Origin of the sequence: Mesorhizobium sp. Primo-A (assembly GCF_003997175.1) — a bacterium.
GTDB classification, from domain to species: Bacteria; Pseudomonadota; Alphaproteobacteria; order Rhizobiales; family Rhizobiaceae; genus Mesorhizobium; species Mesorhizobium ciceri.
This window is the reverse complement of sequence record NZ_RZTG01000008.1, coordinates 68,425-92,498: the sequence shown is the minus strand read 5'-3', so window position 1 is coordinate 92,498 and position 24,074 is coordinate 68,425. Positions and strand designations below refer to the sequence as shown.

General features: G+C 63.3%; 21 protein-coding genes and 1 pseudogene. 17 read left to right on the top strand and 5 right to left on the bottom strand.

The features are described from left to right. Nucleotides 1-31: 31 nt before the first annotated feature. Both EOC83_RS15955 and serB read right to left on the bottom strand, forming a co-directional pair. Nucleotides 32-604 carry a GNAT family N-acetyltransferase gene (locus EOC83_RS15955; RefSeq protein ID WP_063168275.1) on the bottom strand — a complete coding sequence of 191 codons (573 nt, stop codon included), beginning with the start codon at nucleotides 602-604 and terminating at the stop codon, nucleotides 32-34. Beyond that, nucleotides 601-1,488, bottom strand: coding sequence for a phosphoserine phosphatase SerB (serB, locus tag EOC83_RS15950; protein WP_082826478.1), 888 nt, complete (start codon nucleotides 1,486-1,488; stop codon nucleotides 601-603). The genes EOC83_RS15955 and serB overlap by 4 nt, the downstream gene beginning before the upstream one ends. Between serB and miaA the strand changes: the two genes are divergently transcribed. Both miaA and EOC83_RS15940 read left to right on the top strand, forming a co-directional pair. Then, nucleotides 1,478-2,446 (top strand): tRNA (adenosine(37)-N6)-dimethylallyltransferase MiaA, encoded by a 969-nt coding sequence (gene miaA, locus EOC83_RS15945; protein WP_063168274.1) that lies wholly within the window; start codon nucleotides 1,478-1,480, stop codon nucleotides 2,444-2,446. The two genes, serB and miaA, sit on opposite strands and share 11 nt — an antisense overlap. A gap of 105 nt (nucleotides 2,447-2,551) precedes the next feature. Beyond that, a complete protein-coding gene (locus tag EOC83_RS15940) occupies nucleotides 2,552-3,343 on the top strand; it encodes a GGDEF domain-containing protein (protein WP_013531037.1) in 792 nt (263 codons plus the stop codon). Nucleotides 3,344-3,560: 217 nt separating this feature from the next. Here EOC83_RS15940 and EOC83_RS15930 read toward each other — a convergent pair whose 3' ends face one another. Further along, nucleotides 3,561-5,390, bottom strand: coding sequence for an ATP-binding protein (locus EOC83_RS15930; RefSeq protein WP_024501408.1), 1,830 nt, complete (start codon nucleotides 5,388-5,390; stop codon nucleotides 3,561-3,563). A gap of 154 nt (nucleotides 5,391-5,544) precedes the next feature. Between EOC83_RS15930 and EOC83_RS15925 the strand changes: the two genes are divergently transcribed. From EOC83_RS15925 to EOC83_RS15915, 3 genes are read left to right on the top strand one after another with little or no spacing between them, the layout of a single operon-like run. Further along, nucleotides 5,545-6,108 carry an XRE family transcriptional regulator gene (locus EOC83_RS15925; RefSeq protein WP_027160588.1) on the top strand — a complete coding sequence of 188 codons (564 nt, stop codon included), beginning with the start codon at nucleotides 5,545-5,547 and terminating at the stop codon, nucleotides 6,106-6,108. 4 nt (nucleotides 6,109-6,112) lie between these two features. After that, nucleotides 6,113-6,421 (top strand): hypothetical protein, encoded by a 309-nt coding sequence (locus tag EOC83_RS15920; protein ID WP_013531040.1) that lies wholly within the window; start codon nucleotides 6,113-6,115, stop codon nucleotides 6,419-6,421. A 44-nt stretch (nucleotides 6,422-6,465) separates the two neighbouring features. Beyond that, complete coding sequence (locus tag EOC83_RS15915) at nucleotides 6,466-6,993, top strand: GNAT family N-acetyltransferase (protein ID WP_127325963.1); 528 nt, start codon at nucleotides 6,466-6,468, stop codon at nucleotides 6,991-6,993. Between the two features lie 4 nt (nucleotides 6,994-6,997). On the opposite strand, the gene EOC83_RS15910 is transcribed toward EOC83_RS15915, so the two are convergent. Further along, nucleotides 6,998-7,873, bottom strand: coding sequence for a LysR family transcriptional regulator (locus EOC83_RS15910; protein WP_024501405.1), 876 nt, complete (start codon nucleotides 7,871-7,873; stop codon nucleotides 6,998-7,000). A gap of 121 nt (nucleotides 7,874-7,994) precedes the next feature. Between EOC83_RS15910 and EOC83_RS15905 the strand changes: the two genes are divergently transcribed. Both EOC83_RS15905 and EOC83_RS15900 read left to right on the top strand, forming a co-directional pair. After that, nucleotides 7,995-9,146, top strand: coding sequence for a gamma-butyrobetaine dioxygenase (locus tag EOC83_RS15905; protein ID WP_063168273.1), 1,152 nt, complete (start codon nucleotides 7,995-7,997; stop codon nucleotides 9,144-9,146). Continuing rightward, nucleotides 9,143-9,733 (top strand): HD domain-containing protein, encoded by a 591-nt coding sequence (locus tag EOC83_RS15900; RefSeq protein ID WP_063168272.1) that lies wholly within the window; start codon nucleotides 9,143-9,145, stop codon nucleotides 9,731-9,733. The genes EOC83_RS15905 and EOC83_RS15900 overlap by 4 nt, the downstream gene beginning before the upstream one ends. A 71-nt stretch (nucleotides 9,734-9,804) precedes the next feature. On the opposite strand, the gene EOC83_RS15895 is transcribed toward EOC83_RS15900, so the two are convergent. Continuing rightward, a complete protein-coding gene (locus tag EOC83_RS15895) occupies nucleotides 9,805-11,607 on the bottom strand; it encodes an NAD(P)/FAD-dependent oxidoreductase (RefSeq protein ID WP_063168271.1) in 1,803 nt (600 codons plus the stop codon). A gap of 420 nt (nucleotides 11,608-12,027) precedes the next feature. Here EOC83_RS15895 and EOC83_RS15890 point away from each other — a divergent pair, with 420 nt between their 5' ends. The 10 genes and pseudogenes from EOC83_RS15890 to fusA form a co-directional block, all read left to right on the top strand. After that, nucleotides 12,028-13,209, top strand: a complete 1,182-nt coding sequence (locus EOC83_RS15890; protein ID WP_063168270.1) for a DUF6600 domain-containing protein — start codon at nucleotides 12,028-12,030, stop codon at nucleotides 13,207-13,209. A 257-nt stretch (nucleotides 13,210-13,466) separates the two neighbouring features. Next, complete coding sequence (locus tag EOC83_RS15885) at nucleotides 13,467-15,248, top strand: acetolactate synthase 3 large subunit (RefSeq protein ID WP_082826477.1); 1,782 nt, start codon at nucleotides 13,467-13,469, stop codon at nucleotides 15,246-15,248. Between the two features lie 85 nt (nucleotides 15,249-15,333). Then, nucleotides 15,334-15,906 (top strand): acetolactate synthase small subunit, encoded by a 573-nt coding sequence (gene ilvN / locus EOC83_RS15880; protein WP_013531048.1) that lies wholly within the window; start codon nucleotides 15,334-15,336, stop codon nucleotides 15,904-15,906. A 132-nt stretch (nucleotides 15,907-16,038) separates the two neighbouring features. After that, on the top strand, nucleotides 16,039-16,635 hold the full coding sequence (locus tag EOC83_RS15875; protein WP_024501399.1) for a LysE family translocator: 597 nt from the start codon (nucleotides 16,039-16,041) through the stop codon (nucleotides 16,633-16,635). 247 nt (nucleotides 16,636-16,882) lie between these two features. Next, nucleotides 16,883-18,157 (top strand): efflux RND transporter periplasmic adaptor subunit, encoded by a 1,275-nt coding sequence (locus EOC83_RS15870; RefSeq protein ID WP_063168269.1) that lies wholly within the window; start codon nucleotides 16,883-16,885, stop codon nucleotides 18,155-18,157. Then, entirely contained in the window at nucleotides 18,154-21,315 is a 3,162-nt protein-coding gene (locus EOC83_RS15865; protein WP_063168268.1) for an efflux RND transporter permease subunit, read from the top strand. Before EOC83_RS15870 ends, EOC83_RS15865 begins: the two co-directional genes overlap by 4 nt. A 79-nt stretch (nucleotides 21,316-21,394) precedes the next feature. Further along, nucleotides 21,395-22,000: a nitrile hydratase subunit alpha gene (gene nthA, locus EOC83_RS15860; protein ID WP_063168267.1), complete on the top strand. Its 606-nt coding sequence runs from the start codon at nucleotides 21,395-21,397 to the stop codon at nucleotides 21,998-22,000. After that, nucleotides 21,997-22,656: a nitrile hydratase subunit beta gene (gene nthB / locus EOC83_RS15855; RefSeq protein WP_063168266.1), complete on the top strand. Its 660-nt coding sequence runs from the start codon at nucleotides 21,997-21,999 to the stop codon at nucleotides 22,654-22,656. Before nthA ends, nthB begins: the two co-directional genes overlap by 4 nt. Beyond that, on the top strand, nucleotides 22,643-22,984 hold the full coding sequence (locus tag EOC83_RS15850; RefSeq protein WP_063168265.1) for a nitrile hydratase accessory protein: 342 nt from the start codon (nucleotides 22,643-22,645) through the stop codon (nucleotides 22,982-22,984). Before nthB ends, EOC83_RS15850 begins: the two co-directional genes overlap by 14 nt. Before the next feature lie 115 nt (nucleotides 22,985-23,099). Then, a pseudogene (fusA, locus tag EOC83_RS15845) lies at nucleotides 23,100-23,996 on the top strand (elongation factor G); the annotation flags it as partial. Nucleotides 23,997-24,074: the final 78 nt, after the last annotated feature.

Sequence of the window (24,074 nt, the reverse complement as noted above, 5' to 3'; positions counted from 1 at the left end):
CGACAACACGACAACACTGAAAAAAGGGCGGCTAGCGAGCTGCCCTTTTTCTTGCCTGCCAGTCCTGGCGCGACAGTCTGTAGAGGACATGCCGTTTGAGATGCGGATGGCTGTCGGGAATGCTGGGGTGGTCGAAATCGGCGGATGGATCCGCGCTCATGCCGAGGCGTTGCATGACGGCGGTGGAGCGGCGGTTGGCCGCGACGGCGAATGACACGATTTCATCGAGGCCAAGCGTCTCGAAGCCGTAGGCCAGCCACGCATCGGCTGCCTCGGTGACATAGCCTTTGCCCCAGAACTCAGGTGCCAGCCGCCAGCCGATCTCGATGGTGCCGGCTGGCAGGGATGGCACATGATCGGTGTCGAGGAGACCGATGAAGCCGATGCATTCACCGGTGGCGGTGATCTCGGCGGCAGCAAAACCGTATCCGTCCTTCGTGGTCCAGGCCCGGAGCTCGTCCATCTTGGCATCCGCCTGGGCGCGGTCACGGCGGAATGGAAAGAACTCCATCACCCGGTCGTCGGAGTTGATGCGGTGGAACAGGTCGCGGTCGCGATCCTCCCAGTTGCGCAGGATCAGGCGCTCGGTACGCATTGGTTTCATTGCACAAAGTCCTCCTGCCTGTAGCCCTGAATATAGAGCAGCGCGGTCAGGTCGCCATGATCGATGCGGACCTTGGCCTGTGCCGCCACCGTCGGCTTAGCGTGAAGCGCGACACCGGTACCGGCAAGGCGGATCATGTCGAGATCATTGGCGCCGTCACCGACGGCAATGGCGTCGGCGGGCGTCAGGCCGAGGCGCGCTGAAATTTCGATCAGCGCGTCGGCCTTGGCGGCGCGGCCGAGGATCGGTTCGCCGACCAGGCCGGTGAAGCGCCCGTCCTGCTCGAGCAGGCGATTGGCGCGGTTCTCCTGGAAGCCGAGCATTGCGGCGATTCGCGTCGTGAACACCTCGAACCCGCCAGACACGAGTGCCGTCCAGGCACCGTTGGCGCGCATGGTCCGGACCAGAACACGGCCGCCCGAGGCCAGCGTCAGGCGATTGGCGACGATGCGATCGACCACGGTGGCGTCGAGGCCCTTCAGCAACGCCACCCGCTCGCGCAAAGCCGGTTCGAAGGCGATCTCGCCATTCATGGATCGCGCGGTAATCGTGGCAACATGATCCTTGACGCCGATCTCGTCGGCCAGCTCGTCGATGCATTCCTGGTCGATCATGGTCGAATCCATGTCGGCGATCAGGATTTTCTTGCGGCGGGTTTCTGCTTCTTGGACGATCACGTCGACCGACTCGCTGGCGAGTGCCGTGCGCAAGACGGCACTCGTAGCGGCCGCGTCGGCTGCCTCAGGCAGGACGAGATCGCAGGCGATACCTTCGGCCAGCCAGACAACAGCGCTTGCGCCGACCGACCGTGAGGCCATATTCGCAAGCGACAGCGACAAAGCGCGCTCAATGGGACGGGAAACAAGCGTGGCGATGAGCGGCATGGAACATTCCGGCGGGCAGGCGGGCAAGGGCCGCGTGAAGAACGCGATCCTGATAGCCGGGCCGACCGCCAGCGGCAAGTCGGCGCTTGCGCTCGATCTGGCCGAGCGCAGGGGTGGCGTGATCGTCAATACGGATTCCATGCAGGGCTATTCGGTGCTCGACGTGCTGACCGCCCGGCCGGAGGCGGCCGACCTCGCCCGCGCACCGCATTTCCTCTACGGCCATGTCCATCCGGCGACACCCTATTCCACCGGCGCCTGGCTGCGCGACGTGATGAAACTGATCGACGACGGCACATTCTCCGAACGGACAGCGATTTTTGTCGGCGGCACCGGGCTCTATTTTCGCGCATTAGCCGAGGGCATTTCGGAAATGCCCGACATTCCGCAACGGGTCCGCGACCGTTGGCGCTATGAATTGAAGGAGCAGGGCGCCGTCAAGCTGCACAGCCTGCTGCTGCGCGAGGATTCGGCGGCCGCCATGATGCTCAAGCCAACCGACAGCCAGCGCATCGTGCGGGCATTGGAGGTTCTCGATGCGTCTGGCCGTTCGATCCTGGAATGGCAGGCAGAGCGCGGCCAGCCGCTCATCGACAGGCAAAGCGCGCGTTTCCTGGTGATCGAGCCGGATCGGGCGGCGTTGGTCGGACGCATCGACAAACGCTTCGACCAAATGCTGGACAAGGGCGCGCTGGACGAGGTCAAGCGGCTTGCGGCACTTGGCCTCGATCCCGAATTGCCGGCGATGAAAGCGATCGGCGTTCGCGAACTGCAGGCGGCGATGGCCGGAGGGATTGGCTTTCCCGAGGCAATCGAACGCGCCAAGATCGCGACCAGGCAATATTCCAAGCGGCAAACCACCTGGTTCAGGCATCAATTGGGGCCGGAATGGCTGAGGTTGCACCCCGGTGATGATCTGGAAACCACGATCTCAGCGCTTGCTTCCGATGCAACCTGAAAAGTTTACCTGCAAGGAAAGGTTCCCGTTGTGGTTGTCCAAATTAACCCTCCGTAAGCCCGCCCATGCCATAAGGTCGATGGGCACTTTTCCAACGGGGAGCAGATGCGTTTCCACAAGGCGGAATCAGCGTTTTTCGTCTTTATATTCGTGATCCTGGCCGCCGGCCTGGTGACGCTGCATGCTTATGGACTTCTGCAGTCCTTCGCCGACGAGTTGCATACGGCTTCGGGTCTGGACAAGGTCATCTATCTCAACAAGCTCTTGTTCGCGACCGGCGTGCTCCTGGCCACCGCGCTGTTCTTCGGCATTTTCTTCATCTATCCGCTGATTCGAAAACAGGCGACGGAGGAGGGCAAGCTGCGCGCCATGACGGTCTCGCTCAGCGCGCGGTCGGAAACACTCGAGCATGCGGCGCTGACCGACGGCCTGACCGGCATGCAGAACCGGCGCTATTTCGATGATGCGCTGAAGGAGTATCTCGAGGAGTTCCGGCGCATCGAAAAGCCTGTCGGGCTGATGATCCTCGATCTCGACCATTTCAAGCAGGTCAACGACACCCATGGCCATGACGTCGGCGACGAAGTGCTCAAGGCCGTCGCAAGCTGTCTCAAGGATATGACGCGCTACCACGATGTGGTGGCGCGATTGGGCGGCGAGGAGTTCGCCGTGGTCACGCCCAACATGGACGCCGAGCTTCTGGGCAAGTTTGCCGAGCGCATCCGCAAGGCGATCGCCAACATGTCGGTGCTGTCGGGCAATGTCCGCCTCAAGATCACCACCAGCGTCGGGCTAGCCGTCTGGGACCGCAAGGAAACAGCGGAAGAGTTCTATCGCCGCGCCGACCGCCAGCTTTACGAGGCGAAGAGGCAAGGCCGCAACCGCGTCTGCGCCTAAAATCCCGTCCCTGAATTCGTGAGGCTGGCCGTCTGGCGCCGTTTTCTGCGCTTCCGATGCTCACGGACTCAAATGTCCGCTCCGCTTCGGTTCTCGAAAACAGCACCACCCGACTCAGCCTGACGAATTCCCTGACGGGATTTACCCAAGCGGTCCAGGCAGGGCGCGAGCTTAGCGCGGCTTCTCAATCGGCCGGCAGAACAGCCGGGTCGCAAGCTCAATCGTTTTGCGGGCGCAGGCCGAAGGTTGCGGGCTTGAGGCCGTAGCGCATGTCGAAATCGTCGTCCGATGGCGGGCGTGCGGCGGGTGGCTTGCGGTAGTCGGGGTCGCCGGCCTGGCGGCCTGAATCCACGACCTCGGCGAAGGCCATCGCCTGCTGCGTCGATTTCGGCACGTTGCGCAATCGTTCCACGATCGCCACCAGATCGACATCGTCGCCCGGCTTCGACGTGGCCTCTTCGCGTTTGGCGGTGCCGGGGAGCAGGTGGCTCGGCAGCTTTTCGAACTTCAGCCGCATGGTCGTCGCCACGCCTTCGCCGAAGGCGATGGCTTCGCGCTGGCCCATCGAGGACAGGAAGGCAAGCGTCGAGGCGGAAGAGTCGGCAATCGCCGAGCGGATGATCGCCTGGTCCTGCTCATTGGCAAGCCGCATGGCGAAGAAGGTCGAGCATTGCGACAGGATGGTCGGGTCGAGCTCGCCGGGGCGCTGGGTGACGACGCCGAGATAGCAGCCATATTTGCGGCCTTCCTTGGCAATGCGCGACAGCGCATGCCTGGTCGGCGCGAATCCGAGACGCGGGTCGGCCGGCATATAGCGGTGCGCCTCTTCGCACAAAAACAGAAGCTGCAGCTTGCCTTCGCTCCATAGAGCGAGATCGAAGGCCAGGCGCGCCAGCACCGAACAGACGGAATTGACCACTTCGGACGGCATGCCGGCCATCTCGAAGCAGGTCACGGGACGGCCATGATGCGGCACGCGGAAGATGTTGCCGATCGTCTCGTGGATGGTGTCCTCGATCAGGCGCGAGTTGAACATGAAGCGATAACGTGGATCGGCCGCCGCCGATTCGATGCGCGTCTTCAGCGATTTGAGCGTCGGGCGATCGGTCTTGCTTTCGAGCATGCCCATGCGCTCATCGATCTGCTTCAGCAGGTCGGCGATGCGGTAAGGCACTGGCGTATCGGCGGTCAGCGCATCGCTGCCGCGCCTGATATAGGAGCCCGAATTCGGGTTGCGGTAGAGATTCTTGGCGGCCGGGATCAGGTCGCGCAAGGCATCGATTTCTTCCGGCTCGGTCTCGCGGCCCCGGAACAGCACCTCGGCGAATTCCTCCAGCGTGAACATCCAGAACGGAAGATCCAAGGTTTTGGAATCGACCCTGACGCAGTATTCGGGCAGCGATGCCGCGAACTCGTTGTGCGGGTCGAGGATCAGGATGCGCAGATCCGGCCGTGCCGCGATCGACTTGCGCAGCAGCAGCGAAACGGCGGTGGATTTGCCGACGCCGGTCGTGCCGACAATGGCGAAGTGACGCGCCAGCGTATCGTCGATAGCGATGTTGGCGGCGATCGTCTCGTCCTGCGCGAGCGTGCCGATCGTGATCGAATGACGCCCGGCAAGGTCATAGACCGCCTGCAGGTCGCGGGTGCGGATGCGATGCGCAACGGCGCCGATATGCGGATAGGTGGTGATGCCGCGGTCGAAGACCGGTCTGGCGCCGGGCTCCGCACCGTCACGGACTTCGCCGATCAACTCGATGCTGACCTCGATGGCGTTCTGGCCCTCATTGCTCCAGGCGCGGTCCGACTTGCCGATCGCGTAGACAAGGCCGACGGTTCGCGTCGATCCGAGATTGATGGAAATCATCTTGCCGACTGTCCACAGGCCGGTCACCGCGCCGTCGGCATCGTCCGCATAGGCGCTGATGGTGGCGCGAGCGCCGTCGCATTGCACGACATTGCCGAGGATGCGCTTGTCGTTCTGCTCGGTCTGGCGGCGCTCCTGCGAGGTCGGTTCCCCCACGGAGGCTTCGCGTTCGACATACATGGACAGGCCAATCCCCATTTCCCTGGAGAGTCGATCCTACCCGAATGGGGTTAAGGCCCGATGAGGTCGGATGGTGTAGAGAGCATTAAGGGGCCTGTGAAAATTGTCGCAAGGCGGCTCTTCTCCGGCGTCAATATTTCACTATAATAGACATATGGATGATATAGCGAACGAAATTTCCTCGACGATAGGCCGCAGGATACACGCCGAAAGGGTCATGCGTGACTGGTCCCTGGCCGAACTGGCGGAGCATTCCGGCGTCTCGAAGGCGATGCTCAGCACGATCGAGCGAGGCAAGACCAGCCCGACGGCGGCGCTTCTGGTGCGCATCGCGTCGGCCTTCGGCATGACGCTGTCGACCTTGATCGCGCGCGCCGAGCTGCAGGGCGGCGGGCTGCTGCGCGAGGCCGACCAGCCGGTATGGCGCGATCCCGATACCGGCTATGTCAGGCGGCATCTTTCGCCGGCTGGCGATATGCCGCTGGAACTGATCAAGGTGCATCTGCCGGCGGGCGCCAGGGTCAGTTTTCCGGCTGCTTCATACGCCTTCATCAAGCAGCAGATATGGCTGATTTCCGGGCGGCTCGAATTCATCGAAGGCGATATGGCGCACAAGCTCGAGCCCGGCGACTGCCTGGCGCTTGGGGCGCCGTCGGACTGCACCTTCCATGCCCTGGAGCCCGGCGCCGACTATCTGGTCGCCCTGGTCAGAGGCTGACACAATGGCAAAGAGACCAAAGCGCTCCCACAATGGGGGGCCGCCTCTCGATGAGTACAAGGGCCCGCCATGGGGCACGGGCGATCCCTATATCTTCCTGGCCTGGCAGGCAGCGCACGCCAAGGCGTGGAAGGCGCCGAGCCACGAGGTCATGCTGTTGCGCATGGACAGAGCCGAGCGGCTTGGCCTGACCTACGAGGAGTACACGCTCGAGATTCTCGAGCGCGGGCGGCACCTCGGGCACGAAGATGCCGACCGCATCAGCGCCATCAAGGCGGCGCGAAAGCGTCGCCGCGCGCGCCATCTGGAGTGACGGCAATGCGCCCGCTTCTATCGCAATCACAGGATATCCCGCACATGAACTCGATCGAGATCGCAACCCTGACCCCGGCTGCCGAGACGCAGGACGGGCTGGCCGAATTGCTGGTCGCAACGGTGGCGGCAGGCGGTTCGGTCAGCTTCATGCATCCGTTGGCGCCGCAGGCGGCGGGGGGTTTCTGGGAGAAATCGCTGGCCGCGGCGGCAAGGGGCGAAAGAGCGATGCTTGGCGCCTGGGACGGCAAAAACCTGGTCGGCACCGTGACCTTGCTGCCCGACTGTCCGCCCAACCAGCCGCACCGGGCCGAGATCGCCAAGCTGATGACACGCACAGACTACCGGGGCAGGGGCGTGGGAACGCGCCTGATGCGGGCCGCCGAGAGCCTTGCGGTGGAGAAGGGCCGCACGCTGCTGGTTCTGGACACGGCAACCGAGGAGGGCGCCTCAGGCCTCTATGAGCGGTTGGGCTTCACGCTGGCCGGTGAGATACCGGACTATGCCCTGAAGCCGCATGGCGGGCTGACCGGCACGCTGATCTACTGGAAGCGGATCGGGCAAATCTCGTAACCAATCATGCCGGCGCGGAGAGGCGCGACAGCAACCACTGGCGGAAATCCTGCTCGGCGCCGGTTAGGCGCGCTGTCGACGCCTTGGTCAGAAAATGGCCCGATGTGCTGGAGAGTTCGAAGTCGGAAAGCCTGACCAGCGTCTTGCTGTCGAGCGCCGCATCGACCAGCGGCCGCGAGCCCAAAAGCACGCCGGCGCCGGCCTTGGCCGCTTCCATGGCGGCAACGAAGCTGTCGAAGCGGTGCGATCGCCTGGGATGGCCGGCCAGCCTGGCGGCAGCGAACCATTCCGCCCACATCTCGCGCGCGCCGGCAACCAGAAGCAGCGGCAAGGAGGTCCAGTCTGCGTCGCCGACCAGACCCGGAGCCGCCACCGGCACAAGCCGCTCGGCGGTCAGCCTGTCGGCTTCGCGGCCGGGGAAGGATCCGTTGCCGAAACGGATATCGAGCACCGAGCCTGGCAGGTCGTAATCGGTAGGGCGATGGATCGTCACCAGGTCGAGCTGGATGCGCGGCAGTGCCTTCGCGAGATCGGGCAGCGCCGGAACCAGCATCAGCAAGGCAAAGGAAATCGGCGCCCGGATGGTCACGGTCTGGACGGCGCGCGGCTCGAACAGTTCCGCGGTGCTGTTGCCGATGGTGGCGAAGGCCGACTGGATGTGGGGGAGGTAGGCTGCCCCCTCCGGCGACAGGGCGACGCCGCGCGCCAGCCGCGAAAACAAACGTGTCTTCAGCCGCTCCTCGAGAAAGCGGATGTGCTGGCTGACGGCCGCCTGGGTGAGGCCAAGCTCGGCTGCCGCCGCGGTGAAATTCGACAGCCGCGCCGCAGCCTCGAAACTGCGCAGCCAGTCGAGCGGCGGCAGGGGTGTGGTTCGAGACATTAGTATATCGTGGTCATTGGCCAAAAAAGGATAATTTGAATTATGCCTCTCGCGCGATCAACATGCAATCGAAACCCTGCGGATCAGCTGCGGGGGACGCAATGGACAGGAACGGATCTCCATGCTCACCCAGGCGCTGATCGGCGACGAAGGTAGAACAATCGAACTTGGCTGGAAGGACGGGTCGCGCAGCCGCTTTCACGCCATGTGGCTGCGCGACAATGCGCTGGACGACAAGACGCGCAGCGCCGGCAATGGCCAACGGCTGATCACCATCCTCGACATTCCCGCCGACACCAGGATCGGCGCGGCATCGCTCAAGGGCGGCGCCCTGGAAGTCAGCTTCGTGCCGGAGCAGAAAACAGTGAGTTTCCCGGCGGCATGGCTGAGTGCCAATGCCTATGATCGTGACGCGGCCCGCCAGCCCGGCTGGACAGACGAGGCCACCGTGCGATGGACCAAGGCCTCGATGCAGAATTCGGTGCCGCGCGCCGGCTATGCTGCGGCCAGCCATGATCGCGCTGTGCTGGGGCAATGGCTGTCGGCGGTGAAAGCCTATGGCTTTGCGGTGATGGACGATCTGCCGGCCGAATCCGGAGCGCTGTGCAAGGTGTCCGATCTGTTCGGCTATATCAGGGAGACCAATTACGGCCGCTGGTTCGAAGTGCGCGCCGAGGTCAATCCGAGCAATCTCGCCTACACCAATCTCGGGCTCCAGGCGCATACCGACAATCCCTATCGCGACCCCGTGCCGACGCTGCAGATCCTGTCCTGCATCGAGAATACGGTTGAGGGCGGCGAATCCAGCGTCGTCGACGGGTTTGCCGTCGCGGCTGCGCTGCAGGCTGAGAACCCGGAAGGCTTCCGGCTGCTGAGCTCATGCCCGGCGCGCTTCGAATATGCCGGCTCTTCCGGTGTGCGGCTGCAGGCGAAGCGGCCGATGATCGAGCTCGGGCCCGATGGCGAGCTGATCTGCATCCGCTTCAACAACCGCTCGCTGGCGCCGACGGTCGACGTGCCCTTCGCCGACATGGAGGCGTACTACGCCGCCTACCGCCGGTTCGCCGAACTGATCGAGGATCCATCCTTCGAAGTGACGTTCAAGCTCGAAGCGGGGCAGGCTTTCATCGTCGACAACACGCGCGTCATGCACGCCCGCAAGGCGTTTTCCGGAACCGGCAAGCGCTGGCTGCAGGGCTGTTACGCCGACAAGGATGGCCTGCTGTCGACGCTCGCGTCGATAGAACACGGGTTCAAGGAGGCGGCGGAATGAGCGGCCAGGATTTGAACGCGGACAATATCGTCGAATTCATTGCCGACATCTTCGAGCGCCGGGGTGCGGAATCCTACCTCGGCGAACCCGTCACCATGTCGGAGCACATGCTGCAGGGCGCCTGGTTCGCCGAAAAGGACGGCGCGCCGGACGAGCTGGTGGCGGCGGCGCTGCTGCACGACATTGGCCATTACACCAGCGAGTTCGGCACCTATTCGCCCGAGGATGTCGAGGACAAGCATCATGACGAAGCCGGCGGCGAAGTGCTGGCGCCGTTCTTTCCACCTGTCATCGTCGAATGCGTCAGGCTGCATGTCGCCGCCAAGCGCTATCTCTGCGCCACCGATCCGACCTATTTCGGCAGGCTGTCGCCGGCCTCGGTGCATACGCTGTCGCTGCAGGGCGGGCCGATGAATGCCGAGGAGGTGGCCGAGTTCCGCAAGAACCCGTTCCATGAGGAAGCGGTCCGGGTCCGCATCTGGGACGAGAGCGGCAAGATTGCCAACATGAAGACGCGGACGTTTCGCGATTACGTGCCGCTGTTGCAGCGGGTGGTGACGCAGTTCGCGGCGGGTAAGCCGGCGTAATTCCCTCAAAGGAAGGAGGCAGGGTGCAAGCCCTGCCTTCTTTCTTCCGGCTTCGCCGGAATCGCGCTCGCCTACCCCTTGTGATGCACCTGCTGCAGCCCGTAGACCGGCGTCGCCAAGCCGGCCTGCCTGGCCTTCAGCTGCAGCGCCAGGAATTGTGAATAGTGGCGTGACTGGTGCAGGTTGCCGCCGTGAAACCACAGCGCTTCCTGCTGTGTAGGCTTCCACATGTTGCGCAACTCGCCTTCCCAGGGGCCGGGATCCTTGGTGGTGTTCGAGCCGAGGCCCCAGCATTTGCCGACCTTGTCGGCGGTTTCGCGCGATATCAGATCGGCGGCCCAGCCGTTCATCGAGCCGTAGCCGGTGGCGTAGACGATGAGGTCCGCAGGCAGTTCCGACCCGTCGCTGAGCAGGACCGAGTGCTGCTTGATCTCTTCGACGTCGACGCCACTCTTCAGCTTGATCGAACCATCGATGACCAACTGCGATGCGCCAACATCGATGTAATAGCCAGAGCCGCGCCTGAGGTACTTCATGAACAGGCCGGACTCGTCGTCGCCCCAGTCGAGCATGAAACCGGCCTTTTCCAGTCCCTTGTAGAATGCCGCATCGCGTTTCTTCATCTCGGCATAGGCCGGGATCTGGAACTCGTGCAGGATCTTGTAGGGCAGCGAAGCGAAGATGAGATCGGCCTTGGCGGTGGTGATGCCATTCTGCAGCGCCTGCTCCGAATAGAGCGAACCCAGTCCGATTTCCATCAACGTGTCGGACCTGGAGATATGGGTACTCGAGCGCTGCACCATGGTCACGTCGGCGCCGGCTTCCCAAAGTGCGGCAGCGATGTCATGGGCGGAATTGTTGGATCCGATGACAACGGCCTTTTTGCCGGCATAGGCGTCGGGACCCGGATGCTTCGACGAGTGGTGCTGATCGCCCCTGAAGGTCTCCATGCCCTTGAATTTCGGCAGATTGGCTTTGCCGGACTGTCCGGTCGCCAGCACCAGTTGCTTCGGCTTCAGCGTGATGTCCTTGCCGTCACGGTGGACGACAACGGTCCATTCCTTCGTCTTGTCGTCATAGGAAGCGCTTTTGGCCTCGGTCGAGGACCAGTAATTCAGCTCCATTACCTTGGTGTACATTTCCAGCCAGTCGCCGATCTTGTCCTTGGGCGAGAAGACCGGCCAGTTCTTGGGGAAATCGATATAGGGCAGATGGTCGTACCAGACCGGGTCATGCAGGCAGAGCGACTTGTAGCGCTTGCGCCAGCTGTCGCCGGCACGCTCGTTCTTCTCGATGATGATGGTCGGCACGCCAAGCTGCCGCAGCCGCGCGCCGAGCGCGATACCGCCCTGGCCGCCACCGATGATCACCGTATAGGGCTGCGTCTTGAAGCCGAGCTCGGCGGCTTCCCTCTCGCGCTCTTCCTTCCATGTCGGACGGTTCTTGCCCGAGCCGTGCCTGGCGCCCATCGGCCGCGCGAAGCCTGCCGGCTCCTCGTGGCCTTTCAGTTCGGCCATGGTGGTCAGCAGCGTCCAGATCTTGCCGTTCTTCAGCCTGATATGGCCGAAGCCGCGTGCCGCCTCCGTCTCGAAGCTGATCCAGCCCTCGATCAGTTCGCCGCTCTCGGTCGCGTCCTCGCCCTTGGCGATGGCGAAGTGCGATGGCCTGGTGTTCGACAACTGGCTTTTCAGCATGTCGCGGACCTGGTCGCGGCCTTCCATGGTCTTGATGTTCCAGGTGAAGGTAACGAGGTCGCGCCAGTAGCAATCTTCTTGAAAGCAATCGACCGCCTTCTCGATGTCATCGGCAGCAAGCGCGGCGCCGAACTGGTCGAGTACGTCAGACAGTTTCTTGCTAGAGGGCTTGTCGAGCATCAGGTTTCCTCCCGTGAAATCCAGATCGTCATGGTGATGGCTCCGACGGGCTTGCCGCCGGACGATCAAGTATCGTCAGAGATGGCGGCCCTCGTCACGCCCCACCATAGTTTCCAGCGGTTTCAATGGTTTATTCGCAAAATGGGATCACCCGGCGGTTTCGCAATCGCCCGGGCGCCGGAAACGACCGTCCCATTTGTGAATGCCGCGCCGGTCGCGCAAAGTTGATGGTCAAATGCCGCAATGCGGTCACCGGGGCCGATGACAACCGATCGGTGAGAAGCCGGGAAGCGGTGGCGGGCAGCAGGGCGGTTCCCGGGATTTTCTGGATGCGGAACTCTGGAGCCCGTTATGATTATCATATCCTTTTTCCAAGCGTCTTCACGCCACTCTCTCGGCCGGCGTGGACGTGCTGCAGCAATGGCCGCGGTCATGGCCTTGAGTGCGACGCTGACCGGCCCGCTGATGCTGCCCGGAACACAGGCGCATGCGGCGGAAATTTCCGTCACCGTCCGCGAAAGGCTTTCGAACTATGGCGGATGGCGAACCTCCAGCCGCTTCGGCGATGTCTGGGTTCCCTCGGTGCATACCCAATGGCGGCCCTACACCGAAGGCAGGTGGGTCTGGACTGACAATGGCTGGTACTGGCAGTCCACCGAGCCATTCGGCGATGTCGTCTATCACTATGGCCGCTGGGCGTATGATCCCGATTTCGGCTGGGTGTGGATCGCCGGCGATCAATGGGCGCCAGCCTGGGTGGTCTGGCGTCAGGGCGGCAATGATGTCGGCTGGGCTCCGGCGCCGCCCGACGTCGGTGCCGCCTTCGACGACGCCTGGTGGTGTTTCGTGCCGGTGGCGGCGATCGGCGCGGTGGATCTGGTCAGGGTGGTGCGGCCGGTTCAGGAGAACGTCGTCATCGTGCGCAACACGACATTCATCAACCAGACGGTCGTGGTCAACAATGCGCCACGCGTGCGGCTTGGCAACCAGGTGGTTGCAATCAATGCCGGACCCCGGCTGCAGCAACTCCCGAAGCCCGTCATGGAATCGATCAAGGCGGCAAAACTGGTTCCTCCGCTCAAAGGCGTGTTTGCCAGTGCACGTCTCGATGCTTCCAGGGGCGCCGAAATCAAGAAGCTTGCCGGCAATGCAATGCCTGCCGCCAAGGCGGCCAATGGGAACGGGCAAATCGTGGCGGGCCATGGCCCCAAGATTGCGAGCGGCGACAAGGCCACGTCTCCGAGCGCTGTGACAGCGAGCAATCCAGCCGTCGTGAAGCCTGGCAACACTGTGCGCAAGCGGATGGCCGCCGGCAACGGCGCGAAGGCCGATGCGCTCAAGCTGCATGCCGACAGGACCGCGGGCGATGGACGTATCGTCGTCAAATCGTCGGCCAAACCGGGTTCGGCCAAGCCGGTCTCGGGGCAGCGTCCTGCACGCGGTGCCGGACAACAGAAGCCGCATCAGCAGGCGATGGCAATGCACATGCCCCAGCACCATGGCCCGGCAAGGGTGGCACCTCACCATCCGCCAGCGAAGATGCAGGCGAGGAAGGTGTCCAGATGCGATCCGCGCGTTTCCCGCTGCAAGGCGCCGCGCTGATCGCCTCAATCGCGCCGGCACGCTGTGCGCGCCGGCGCGATTTTTCCCGTTGACAGGTCGCCTTGCCCGCCCTTAGTGTCCGCCACCATGAAAACAGCACTCATTCTCGTAGGAAAGCGCGTGGGCAAGGCGGTGTAACCGCCGGGCGAAAACCCCCCATGCGCAAGACACAGGCTCCCTCGGGGGCCTTTTTTATTGCCTGAAACACGACTAAACGACCAGCAAACGCCCAATGGCGACAGTACGGGACCAGACCGATGAGCAACGGACAGAACGAGCGGCGCGAGATGACGGGCGCCGAAATGGTGGTGCAGGCGCTGAAGGACAATGGCGTCAAGCATGTCTTCGGCTATCCCGGCGGCGCTGTCCTTCCGATCTATGACGAGATTTTTCAGCAAGACGAGGTCGAGCACATACTGGTGCGCCATGAGCAGGGCGCCGGCCATGCGGCGGAAGGCTATGCGCGTTCGACCGGTAAGGCCGGCGTGATGCTGGTGACCTCCGGCCCGGGCGCCACCAATGCGGTGACGCCGCTGCAGGACGCGTTGATGGATTCGATCCCGCTGGTCTGCCTGACCGGGCAGGTGCCGACCTCGCTGATCGGCTCGGACGCTTTTCAGGAATGCGATACGGTCGGCATCACGCGCCCCTGCACCAAGCACAACTGGCTGGTGAAGGACGTCAACGAGCTCGCCGCCACCATCCACGAGGCCTTTCATGTCGCGACCACCGGCCGTCCCGGTCCGGTCGTCGTCGACATCCCGAAGGATGTGCAGTTCGCCAAGGGATTCTATGTCCCGCCGCAGATCGCGCCACGCACCAGCTACCAGCCAAAGGTCCAGGGCGACCTGGAGAAGATCAAGGCGGCGGTCGAGTTGATGGCGGGCGCCAAGAAGCCGATCATCTACAGCGGCGGCGGCGTCATCAACTCCGGCCCGGAAGCGAGCCATCTGTTGCGCGAACTGGTCGATCTCACCGGTTTCCCGATCACCTCGACGCTGATGGGCCTCGGCGCCTATCCGGCATCGGGCAAGAACTGGATGGGCATGCTCGGCATGCACGGCACCTATGAAGCCAACATGGCCATGCATGATTGCGACGTGATGATCTGCATCGGCGCGCGCTTCGACGACCGCATCACCGGCCGGCTGACCGCCTTCTCGCCGAACTCGAAGAAGATCCACATCGACATCGATCCGTCGTCGATCAACAAGAACGTCCACACCGAGGTGCCGATCATCGGCGATGTCGGCCGGGTGCTGGAGGATATGGTGCGGCTGTGGCGGGCGAGCGCCAAGGCCGACAAGAAGGCGCTCTACCCCTGGTGGGAGCAGATCGCCAAATGGCGTGCGCGCGACTCGCTCGCCTACAAGATGAACAACGACGTGATCATGCCGCAATACGCCATCGAGCGGCTCTACGAACTGACCAAGGGCATGGACACCTACATCACCACCGAGGTCGGCCAGCACCAGATGTGGGCGGCGCAGCACTATCGTTTCGAGAAGCCGAACCGCTGGATGACGTCGGGCGGGCTGGGCACGATGGGTTATGGCCTGCCGGCAGCACTCGGCGTGCAGATCGCGCATCCCGACGCTTTGGTCATCGACATTGCCGGCGACGCCTCGGTGCAGATGACGATGCAGGAGATGAGCGCGGCGGTGCAGCACAATGCGCCGATCAAGATCTTCATCCTCAACAACCAGTATATGGGCATGGTGCGGCAGTGGCAGCAGTTGCTGCACGGCAACCGGCTGTCGCATTCCTATACCGAGGCGATGCCGGACTTCGTCAAGCTGGCCGAGGCCTATGGCGGCCACGGCATTCGCTGCGAAAAGCCGGACGAGCTGGACGACGCGATCAAGGAGATGATCTCGGTCAGGAAGCCGGTGCTGTTCGATTGCCGCGTGGCGACGCTCGCCAACTGCTTCCCGATGATCCCGTCGGGCAAGGCGCATAACGAGATGCTGTTGCCCGACGAGGCGACCGACGAGGCGGTGGCCAATGCCATCGACGCCAAGGGCAGGGAACTGGTGTAGCCGGCAGAACCAAGGCAGGGCTGTCGCGAGAAAGCCCTGCGCAAACAAAGAATTAGCTCAAGAGCTTGAAATCGAGATTCATGTCATGAACGCACAGCTACAACCGACCGGTTCGGCCTATTTTATCGCCAAGGAAACGGAAAAGCCGGAAAACCACACGCTTTCCGTGCTGGTCGACAATGAGCCGGGCGTGCTTGCCCGGGTCATCGGCCTATTTTCCGGGCGCGGCTACAACATCGAGAGCCTGACCGTCTCCGAGACCGAGCATGAAAAACACCTGTCGCGCATCACCATCGTGACGCGCGGCACGCCGCATGTGCTGGAGCAGATCAAGCACCAGCTGGAGCGCATCGTGCCGGTGCACCGCGTCGTCGACCTGACCGTGCGTTCGCATGAATCCGGCCAGGAGCGGCCGCTGGAACGCGAACTGGCGCTGGTCAAGGTCGCCGGCATCGGCGAGGCCCGGGTCGAGGCGCTGCGGCTGGCCGATGCGTTCCGCGCCAGCGTCATCGACGCCAACACCGAGCATTTCATCTTCGAGATCACCGGCAAGGGCTCCAAGATCGATCAGTTCATCGCCATCATGAAGCCGCTCGGCCTGGTCGAAATCTGCCGCACCGGCGTGGCGGCGTTGAACCGCGGCCCGCAGGCGATGTAGGCCTTCGGTGCTGGCGCCGGGCGCGCCAGCCAGCTTCCACAGTGAGGCTTCTGGCCCCGCTGTGGGCCGTCCGTGGGCCTTTGCGGGTTGCCTAGAAAAGACAACGATCCTGACTTGTCGGGGAGGATATCCATGTCGCTTGACGCTTTCCTTGCCCTGCTTGTCTACGCCTTGGTGACTTCGATCACGCCGGGGCCGAACAATCTCATGCTTCTGGCATCGGGCGTGAATTTCGGCATCGTCAGAACCGTTCCGCACATGCTTGGCATCAGCATGGGTTTCCTCGTGCTGCTGCTTGCCGTCGGTCTTGGCCTTGGCGCTGTGTTGACGGCGTTTCCGGCGCTGCATACCGCGCTCAAGATCGCCGGCGGCGCCTATCTTTTGTACCTCGCCTGGAAGATCGCCATGTCGCGCACGCTGACCGGCAAGGGCGAGACGAAGGCGCGGCCGATGCGCTTCATCGAGGCGGCTGCATTCCAGTGGGTCAATCCCAAGGCGTGGGTGATGGCGATCACCGCCATGGCCGTCTATGCCAATGCCGAGCACCCGTTCCTGTCGGTGGTGTTGATCGCTGTGGCCTTCACCATCGTCAATTTGCCGAGCGTCTCGGTGTGGGCTGGGTTCGGCACCGCGCTGCGCGGTTTCCTGTCGGACCCGGTACGGCTGAAATGGTTCAACATCGCCATGGGCGTGCTGCTGGCGGCGACGCTTTGGCCGATGCTCAAATAGGTCGAGACGCGCACATTCTGGTCGTCTCAGGCCGGAAGGCGATGGCTCGCAAGCCGTCGGATGGGGATTCAGCCCGTGTTGCACATCCATTGTGCAGTGCACATTAAATCTTCGTAATGCCGTGTTTTGGCCCTTTTCCGACAAAGGCGCGTCCTATCTATTCGGCGAAATCGCGGCAACGGGCCGTGATTTGCGCTAGAGTAGAACCATCGGACCACGACGTGTCGGGTGGAGAGGGCCTTTGACCATGCGTGGAAAAGTCGTTCTTTCGTTGCTTGCCGTCGCCTGTGCGGGCGCGGCCTGGCTCTATGTGTCTCCGGACGCGCTGAGCAAGGCTCAGCAGCTCATCGGCGCAAAGCAGGTCGCTGCCGCGGACAAATCGGCAACCGGCAAGCCGGCAGCGGGCGACAAGGCGGCAGGTGGCGGCGGTGCCGCCCGCTCGGCTTCCATCCTCTCGGCCGTCGCCTCGACAGCCGATTTCCCGATCCGGCGTTATGCGATCGGCTTCGTCTCGTCTCCCGCCGTCGTCAACATCAACGCGCGGGTGTCCAGCCAGATCGTCTCGATCGACGTCAAGGATGGGCAGATGGTCAGGGTCGGCGACGTTCTGTTCTCGCTCGATGACCGGGCGCTGAAGGCGCAGCTTGCCAAGGATCAAGCGGCGCTCGCCAAGGATCAGGCGATGCTCGCCAGCTCGCAGTCCGATCTCCAGCGCGCCAAGGATCTGGTTGCCAAGCAGGCCGGCACGCAGCAGACCTACGACCAGGCCGTCGCCGCGCAGAAGGCTGCCGCTGCGACCGTTGACGCCGACAAGGCGACAATCGACGCCGACAATGTCCAGCTTGGCTTCGCCACGATCACGGCGCCGATTTCCGGCAGGCTGGGTGCGGTCAGCGTCGCCGTCGGCGATCTCGTCACCGTCAGCAATGGCAACAGCAGCACGGCGACCCCGCTGGTGACCATCACCCAGATGGACCCGCTGCAGGTCAACTTCAATCTGCCGGAAAGCAATCTCGCCCTGCTGCACAAGGCGCTTGCCAATCCGCAGCAGGGCGCGGTGACACTGACCAAGGATGGTGACGCGACGCCGATCGGCAAGGGCACGCTCGATTTCGTCGACTCCAGCGTCGACACTGCGTCGGGCACTATCGCGACGCGGGCAAGTATTCCCAATGCCGACCTTTCGCTATGGCCCGGCCAGTATGTGAATGTCGTGCTCGACGCCGGCATCATGCCGCAGATGACATCGGTTCCTACCGTCGCCGTGCAGCCAAGCCAGAAGGGCCCTTTCGTCTATGTGGTCAAGCCGGACAACACGGTCGAGATGCGGCCGGTGCAGGTGGCGCTGACCGAAGGCGACAACAGCGCCATCAGCCAGGGGCTGAAAAGCGGTGAGAAGGTTGTCACCGAGGGCCAGACACGGCTGAAGGACGGCGCCGCGGTGCATGAAGGCAAGACCACGGCGGGTGCCGCTGCGCCCAAGGTGGCCGAGGCGACCAGCGCCGGCGAGGCCGCCCAATGATCTCCGAATTCTGCATACGCCGGCCCGTCGCCACCCTTCTGATGTCGTTCGCCCTCGTGCTGGGCGGGCTGTTCGCCTACAAGTTCCTGCCGGTGGCCGCACTGCCCAGCGCCGAATTCCCGGTGGTCAACGTCTCGGCCTCGCTGCCCGGCGCCTCGCCGGAAACCATGGCGACATCGGTGGCGACGCCGCTGATCAAGCAGTTCGCCACCATCGCCGGCATCGATTCGATCTCGACCACCAATTCGCTTGGCCAGACTTCGATCGCCATCCAGTTCGTGCTCAACCGAGACATCGACGCGGCGGCGGCCGACGTGCAGGCGGCGATCGCGCGCACGCAGAAATCATTGCCGCCGCAGATGACGGCGCCGCCGAGCTATCGCAAGGTCAATCCGGCCGACGCGCCGATCCTTTTGATGTCGCTGGTCAGCGACACGGTTCCGCTGACCGACCTCGATGCGTTCGCGGAAAACGTCATCTCGCCGTCGCTGTCGACCATCGACGGCGTGGCGCAGGTCTCGATCTTCGGCCAGCAGAAATACGCGGTGCGCATCCAGATCGACCCGACCGCGCTTGCCGCACGCGGCATCTCGATCGATCAGCTGCAGGCGGCGGTTGCCTCGGCCAACAGCAACACGCCGCTCGGCGTGCTCCAGAACGACAAGCAGCAGCTCACCATCACCGCCAACACGCAGCTGACCGACGCCGCCGGTTTCTCCAACATCATCATCGCCACCAAGAACGGTCACCCGGTACGGCTGGGCGAGGTGACCCGCGTGGTCGATTCGGTGCAGACGACCACGACCGCAAGTTGGTACGATGGCACCCGCGCGATCATCATGGCCGTGCAGCGCCAGCCCGACGCCAACACTGTCGACGTCGTCGACAAGGTCAAGGCGATGCTGCCGTCCTTCAAGGACCAGATGCCGGCCGCCGCCGACATCAAGTTGCTTAACGACCGCTCCAGTTCGATCCGGCAGGCGGTCAGCGACGTGCAGTTCACGCTGCTGCTCACCATTGCCCTGGTCATCATGGTGATCTTCGTGTTCCTGCGCCGGGTGACGGCGACAATCATCCCGGCCGTGGCGGTGCCGATCTCGCTGATCGCCACGCTCGGCGCGATGTTCCTGTTCGGCTTTTCCATCGACAACATCTCGCTGATGGGCCTGACGCTGGCGGTCGGCCTCGTCGTTGACGACGCCATCGTGATGCTTGAAAACATCTTCCGCCACATGGAGGAGGACGGGCTGTCGGCCTTCGACGCCTCGCTGAAGGGCGCGCGCGAAATCGGCTTCACCATCATCTCGATCTCGATCTCGCTGGTGGCGGTTTTCATCCCCGTGCTGCTGATGGGCGGCGTCATCGGGCGCATCTTCAACGAGTTCGCCGTGGTGGTGACGGTCGCCATCCTGGCGTCGATGTTCGTGTCGCTGACGCTGACGCCGATGCTGTGCTCGCGGCTGCTGTCGGTGACCAAAGCCGACCGCGACAAGCATGGCCCCGGTCACAAGCAGGACCTCGTCACGCGCGGCTACGACAGGGTCTTGAGCTTCTGCCTGCGGCACACCTTCCTGGTGTTCCTCGTCTTCGTCGGCACCGCGGCAGCGTCGGTGTGGCTGATCCAGATCTCGCCGAAGGGCTTCTTCCCGCAAGAGGATATCGGCCAGATATCGGTGACCACCATTGCCCGCCAGGACATCTCGTTCGACGCCATGTCCAGGCTGCAAGGGCAGGTCGCCAGCGTCTTCTCGCATTCGCCCTATGTCGACCATGTGGCGTGGTCGGCGGGCAGCGGCAACAACGCGCTCAACCAGGGGCAGCTCTTCGTCCAGCTCAAGGGCAAGGACCAGCGCCCCGATATCGAGAAGGTGCTTGCGGATCTGCGCAAGCAACTGGCCCGCGTGGCGGGCATCGAGACCTACATGCAGCCGGTGCAGAATTTGAGGCTGGGCTCGCGGTCGTCCGCAAGCGCCTACCAGCTCGTGGTTCAGGGCCTTGATACCGGCCTCACCGATATTTGGGCGCAGAAACTGAACGACGCGATGGCGGCCGACCATGCGAACTTCACCGACGTCACCAGCGACCTGCAGAACAATGCGCTGCAGGCGACGCTGGTGGTGGATCGCGACAAGGCCGCCCAACTCGGTATCGATACCGACACGTTGCGCTCCGCCCTCTATGGCGGGTTCGGCACCGACCAGGTTTCGACCATCTTCGGTTCGGCCGACAGCTATGAAGTCATCACCGAGCTCGATCCCAAGATCGAGTGGTCGCCCGAGCGGATGCTGGCCATCCAGATGAGGACGGCGAGCGGCAGTCTTGTTCCGCTCGGCGCCTTCGCCCGCGTCGATCGCACGGCCGGCGCCCTGACCGTCAACCAGCTCGGCCAGCTTCCAGCCGTGACCATCTCCTACAATCTGCCGCAGGGCGTGGCGCTGGGCGACAGCGTGACGCGCATCAATGCGCTGAAAGAGCAGATCGGCATGCCGACGGTGATCTCGACGACCTTTGCCGGCACGGCCAAGACCTTCCAGGATTCGCTGGCCAACCAGGGTTTTCTGGTCGGCGGCGCAATCCTGACCATCTACATCGTGCTCGGCATCCTCTACGAAAGCTTCATCCACCCGCTGACCATCCTCACCGGCCTGCCATCGGCCGTACTGGGAGCGGTCGTTGCGCTGCGCTTCGCCGGCATGGATCTGTCGGTCATCGCGGTGATCGGCATCCTGATGCTGATCGGCATCGTCAAGAAGAACGGCATCATGATGGTCGATGTCGCGCTTGAGTTGCGACGAGAAGGCATGTCGGCGACCGAGTCGATCCACAAGGCCTGCCTGATGCGCTTCAGGCCGATCATGATGACGACGCTGGCGGCACTCATGGGCACGTTCCCGATTGCGCTCGGCACCGGCGCCAGCGCCGAACTGCGCCAGCCGCTGGGCGTTGCCGTTGTCGGCGGCCTGCTTGCCTCGCAGGCACTGACCCTGTTCGTGACGCCGGTGATCTATGTCTACATGGAGAATTTCTCGGGCTGGCTGGTCGGGCTTTGGTCGAAGCGCAAGGGCGAGCCGGGTCCGGTCGAAACTGTCGACCAGCTCTCGCTGTTCAAGGCGAGGGAAGACATGCAGCCCGAACCGCAGCGGGCGGCCGCCGAATGATGTGACAGGGCCAGTGCATGTGCCGCTGGCCCAAGGCGTTGCGCTTGCGGTGGCACCACCGGAACCGTAATTTGTCGCCATGTCCCACGATCATCATCACGATAACGAACTTGATCCGTTTGCCGCCCGCGTGCGTGCGCTGGAGACGATCCTCGCCCAGAAGGGTCTGATCGATCCGGCCGCGATCGACGTCATCGTCGACACCTACGAGACGAAGATCGGGCCGCGCAACGGCGCCAGGGTGGTGGCCAAGGCCTGGAGCGATCCTGCCTTTGCCGATTGGCTGAAGCGCGACGCGACGGCGGCGATCGCATCGCTGAGCTATACCGGCCGCCAGGGCGAGCACATGCAGGCGGTGTTCAACACGCAGGATACCCATAATCTCGTCGTCTGCACACTGTGCTCCTGCTATCCGTGGTCGGTGCTTGGCCTGCCGCCGGTCTGGTACAAGGCGCCGCCCTATCGTTCGCGCGCGGTGATCGATCCGCGCGGCGTGCTGGAAGAGTTCGGGCTGACGCTGCCGGCGGACAAGAAAATCCGCGTCTGGGATTCCACTGCCGAGCTGCGCTATCTCGTCGTGCCGATGCGGCCCGAGGGTACCGAGGGCTGGAGCGAGGAGCGGCTGGCGGAGCTGGTGAGCCGCGATGCGATGATCGGCACCGGCCTGGCGGAACAGCCGGCATGAACGGGCCGCAGGATCTCGGCGGACAGATGGGTTTCGGCCCGGTCGCGCCGGAAAAGGACGAACCTTACTTCCATGCCGCCTGGGAAAGGCGGGCGCTCGGCGTGACGCTGACTGCCGGCGCCATGGGCGCCTGGAACATCGACGAGAGCCGGCATGCACGGGAATCGCTGCATCCGGCTGTCTACTATTCATCGAGCTACTACGAGATATGGATCAAGGCGCTGGAGGTGCTGTTAAAGCGCCATGGCTTCGTCAGCCAGCGCGATCTCGAAGCGGGCAAGGCAGTCGATCCAGCAGCGACTCCCAAGAGGGTGCTGAAGGCGGAAAACGTGCCCGCGGTGTTGGCCAAGGGCAGCCCTTGCGACCGGCCGGTGGCGCAAGCGGCGCGGTTCAAGGCGGGCGACGCCGTGCGGACCAAAAACTTCAACCCGACCGGCCACACGCGGCTGCCGCGCTACGCACGCGGCAAGCACGGCGTGATCGAGGCGGTGCACGACGGTTTTGTTTTTCCCGACAGCAACGCGCATGGACACGGCGAAAATCCGCAATGGGTCTACACCGTGGTTTTCGAAGGATCGGAGATCTGGGGCGAGGGGGCCGACCCGACGCTACGCGTGTCGATAGACGCCTGGGAGAGCTATCTTGAGCCGGCGTGAAGAACTGCCGCCAGGTTTCGACGAGCCGGTGTTCGCCGAGCCGTGGCAGGCCGAGGCCTTCGCCATGACGGTGGCGCTGCACGACAAGGGCCTGTTTTCGTGGAGCGAGTGGGCGCAGGCGCTGTCGAGCGAAGTGAAAAGACCGGGCGCCGCAGCGGACGGCCATGATTATTACGAACATTGGCTGGCGGCGCTGGAAAGCCTGCTTGCCTCGAAGGGACTGGCCGCCAAGGCCGATGTCGACGCGATGGCTGAGGCCTGGGAGCGCGCGGCACATGCCACCCCGCACGGCAAGCCGATCCTGCTGGAGAACGATCCTGGACCCTGACAGCAGGCTGCGAGCAGCCAGGCCAAAAAGATCAGTTTAGTCTTCCGTTATCTCAGTCCGGATTTCGCTCCTGCACTCAGTTGCAAATATTGGGGCCACCAGCGACCATATCCCCATGATGGAAAAGCCTGCCGCGCCCTGGCCTTTGCTGCAAATCGCGATCGAGCCGAAATCGAAGGCCGATCAGGAGCGGCTGCGTATCGCCTTGGCGAAGCTGGCGGACGAGGATGCTTTCTTCCGCGTCATGCAAGACGAGGAATCGGGCCAGACCATTATCGCCTTCATGGACGAACTCCACCTCGACATCATCATTGACCACCTGCGTCGCGAGTCCCAGGTCGATGTGAATATTGGTTCTCCACAAGTGGCCTATCGCGAGACGATCACCCGTACGCACAAGCAGGACTTCACGCACAAGAGGCAGTCCGGCGGCACCGGTCAGTTCGCCCGCGTCAAGATCATGTTCGAGCCGAACGCGGACAGCGCGGACTCCGTGTTCGAGTCCAGGATCGTCGGTGGTGCGCTTCATGGCGAATACATTGCGGGCGTCGAAAAGGGGCTGCGCAGCATATTGTCCTCAGGTCCATTTGCGGGCTTCCCGATGATCGGCGTCAAGGCGGTGCTGATGGATGGCGCTTTTCACGATACCGATTCCTCGGCTCTGGCTTTCGAGATCGCCGGCCGCGCCTGCTTTCGCGAAGCCGCGCCACGCCTCGGCGTGCAGTTGCTCGAGCCGATCATGAAGGTCGAAGTAATGACTTCAGCAACCCATGTCGGCAACGTCATCGCCGAACTGCAAAGCCGCCGTGGCCAGATCCTGAGTCGGGAAATCCGCGGCGTGGTCGTCGTCGTCAACGCGACAGTGCCGCTTAGAAATATGTCCAAGCTGGAGGATGCACTCCGGTCCTGTTCGAACGGGCAGGCACGGTTGAGCGTCAGCTATGCCGGATACGCTCCCGTTCCGCTACCACCCGACGACCGCGACCCGCGGGCCGCCATGGCCATTGCCTGAATTTCGCTTCCAGCCGACGTGGTCGATTGTTCCCTTTACGTTCTTGTCTGTGCCTGATAGCCTGACCCGTCGGCGGCA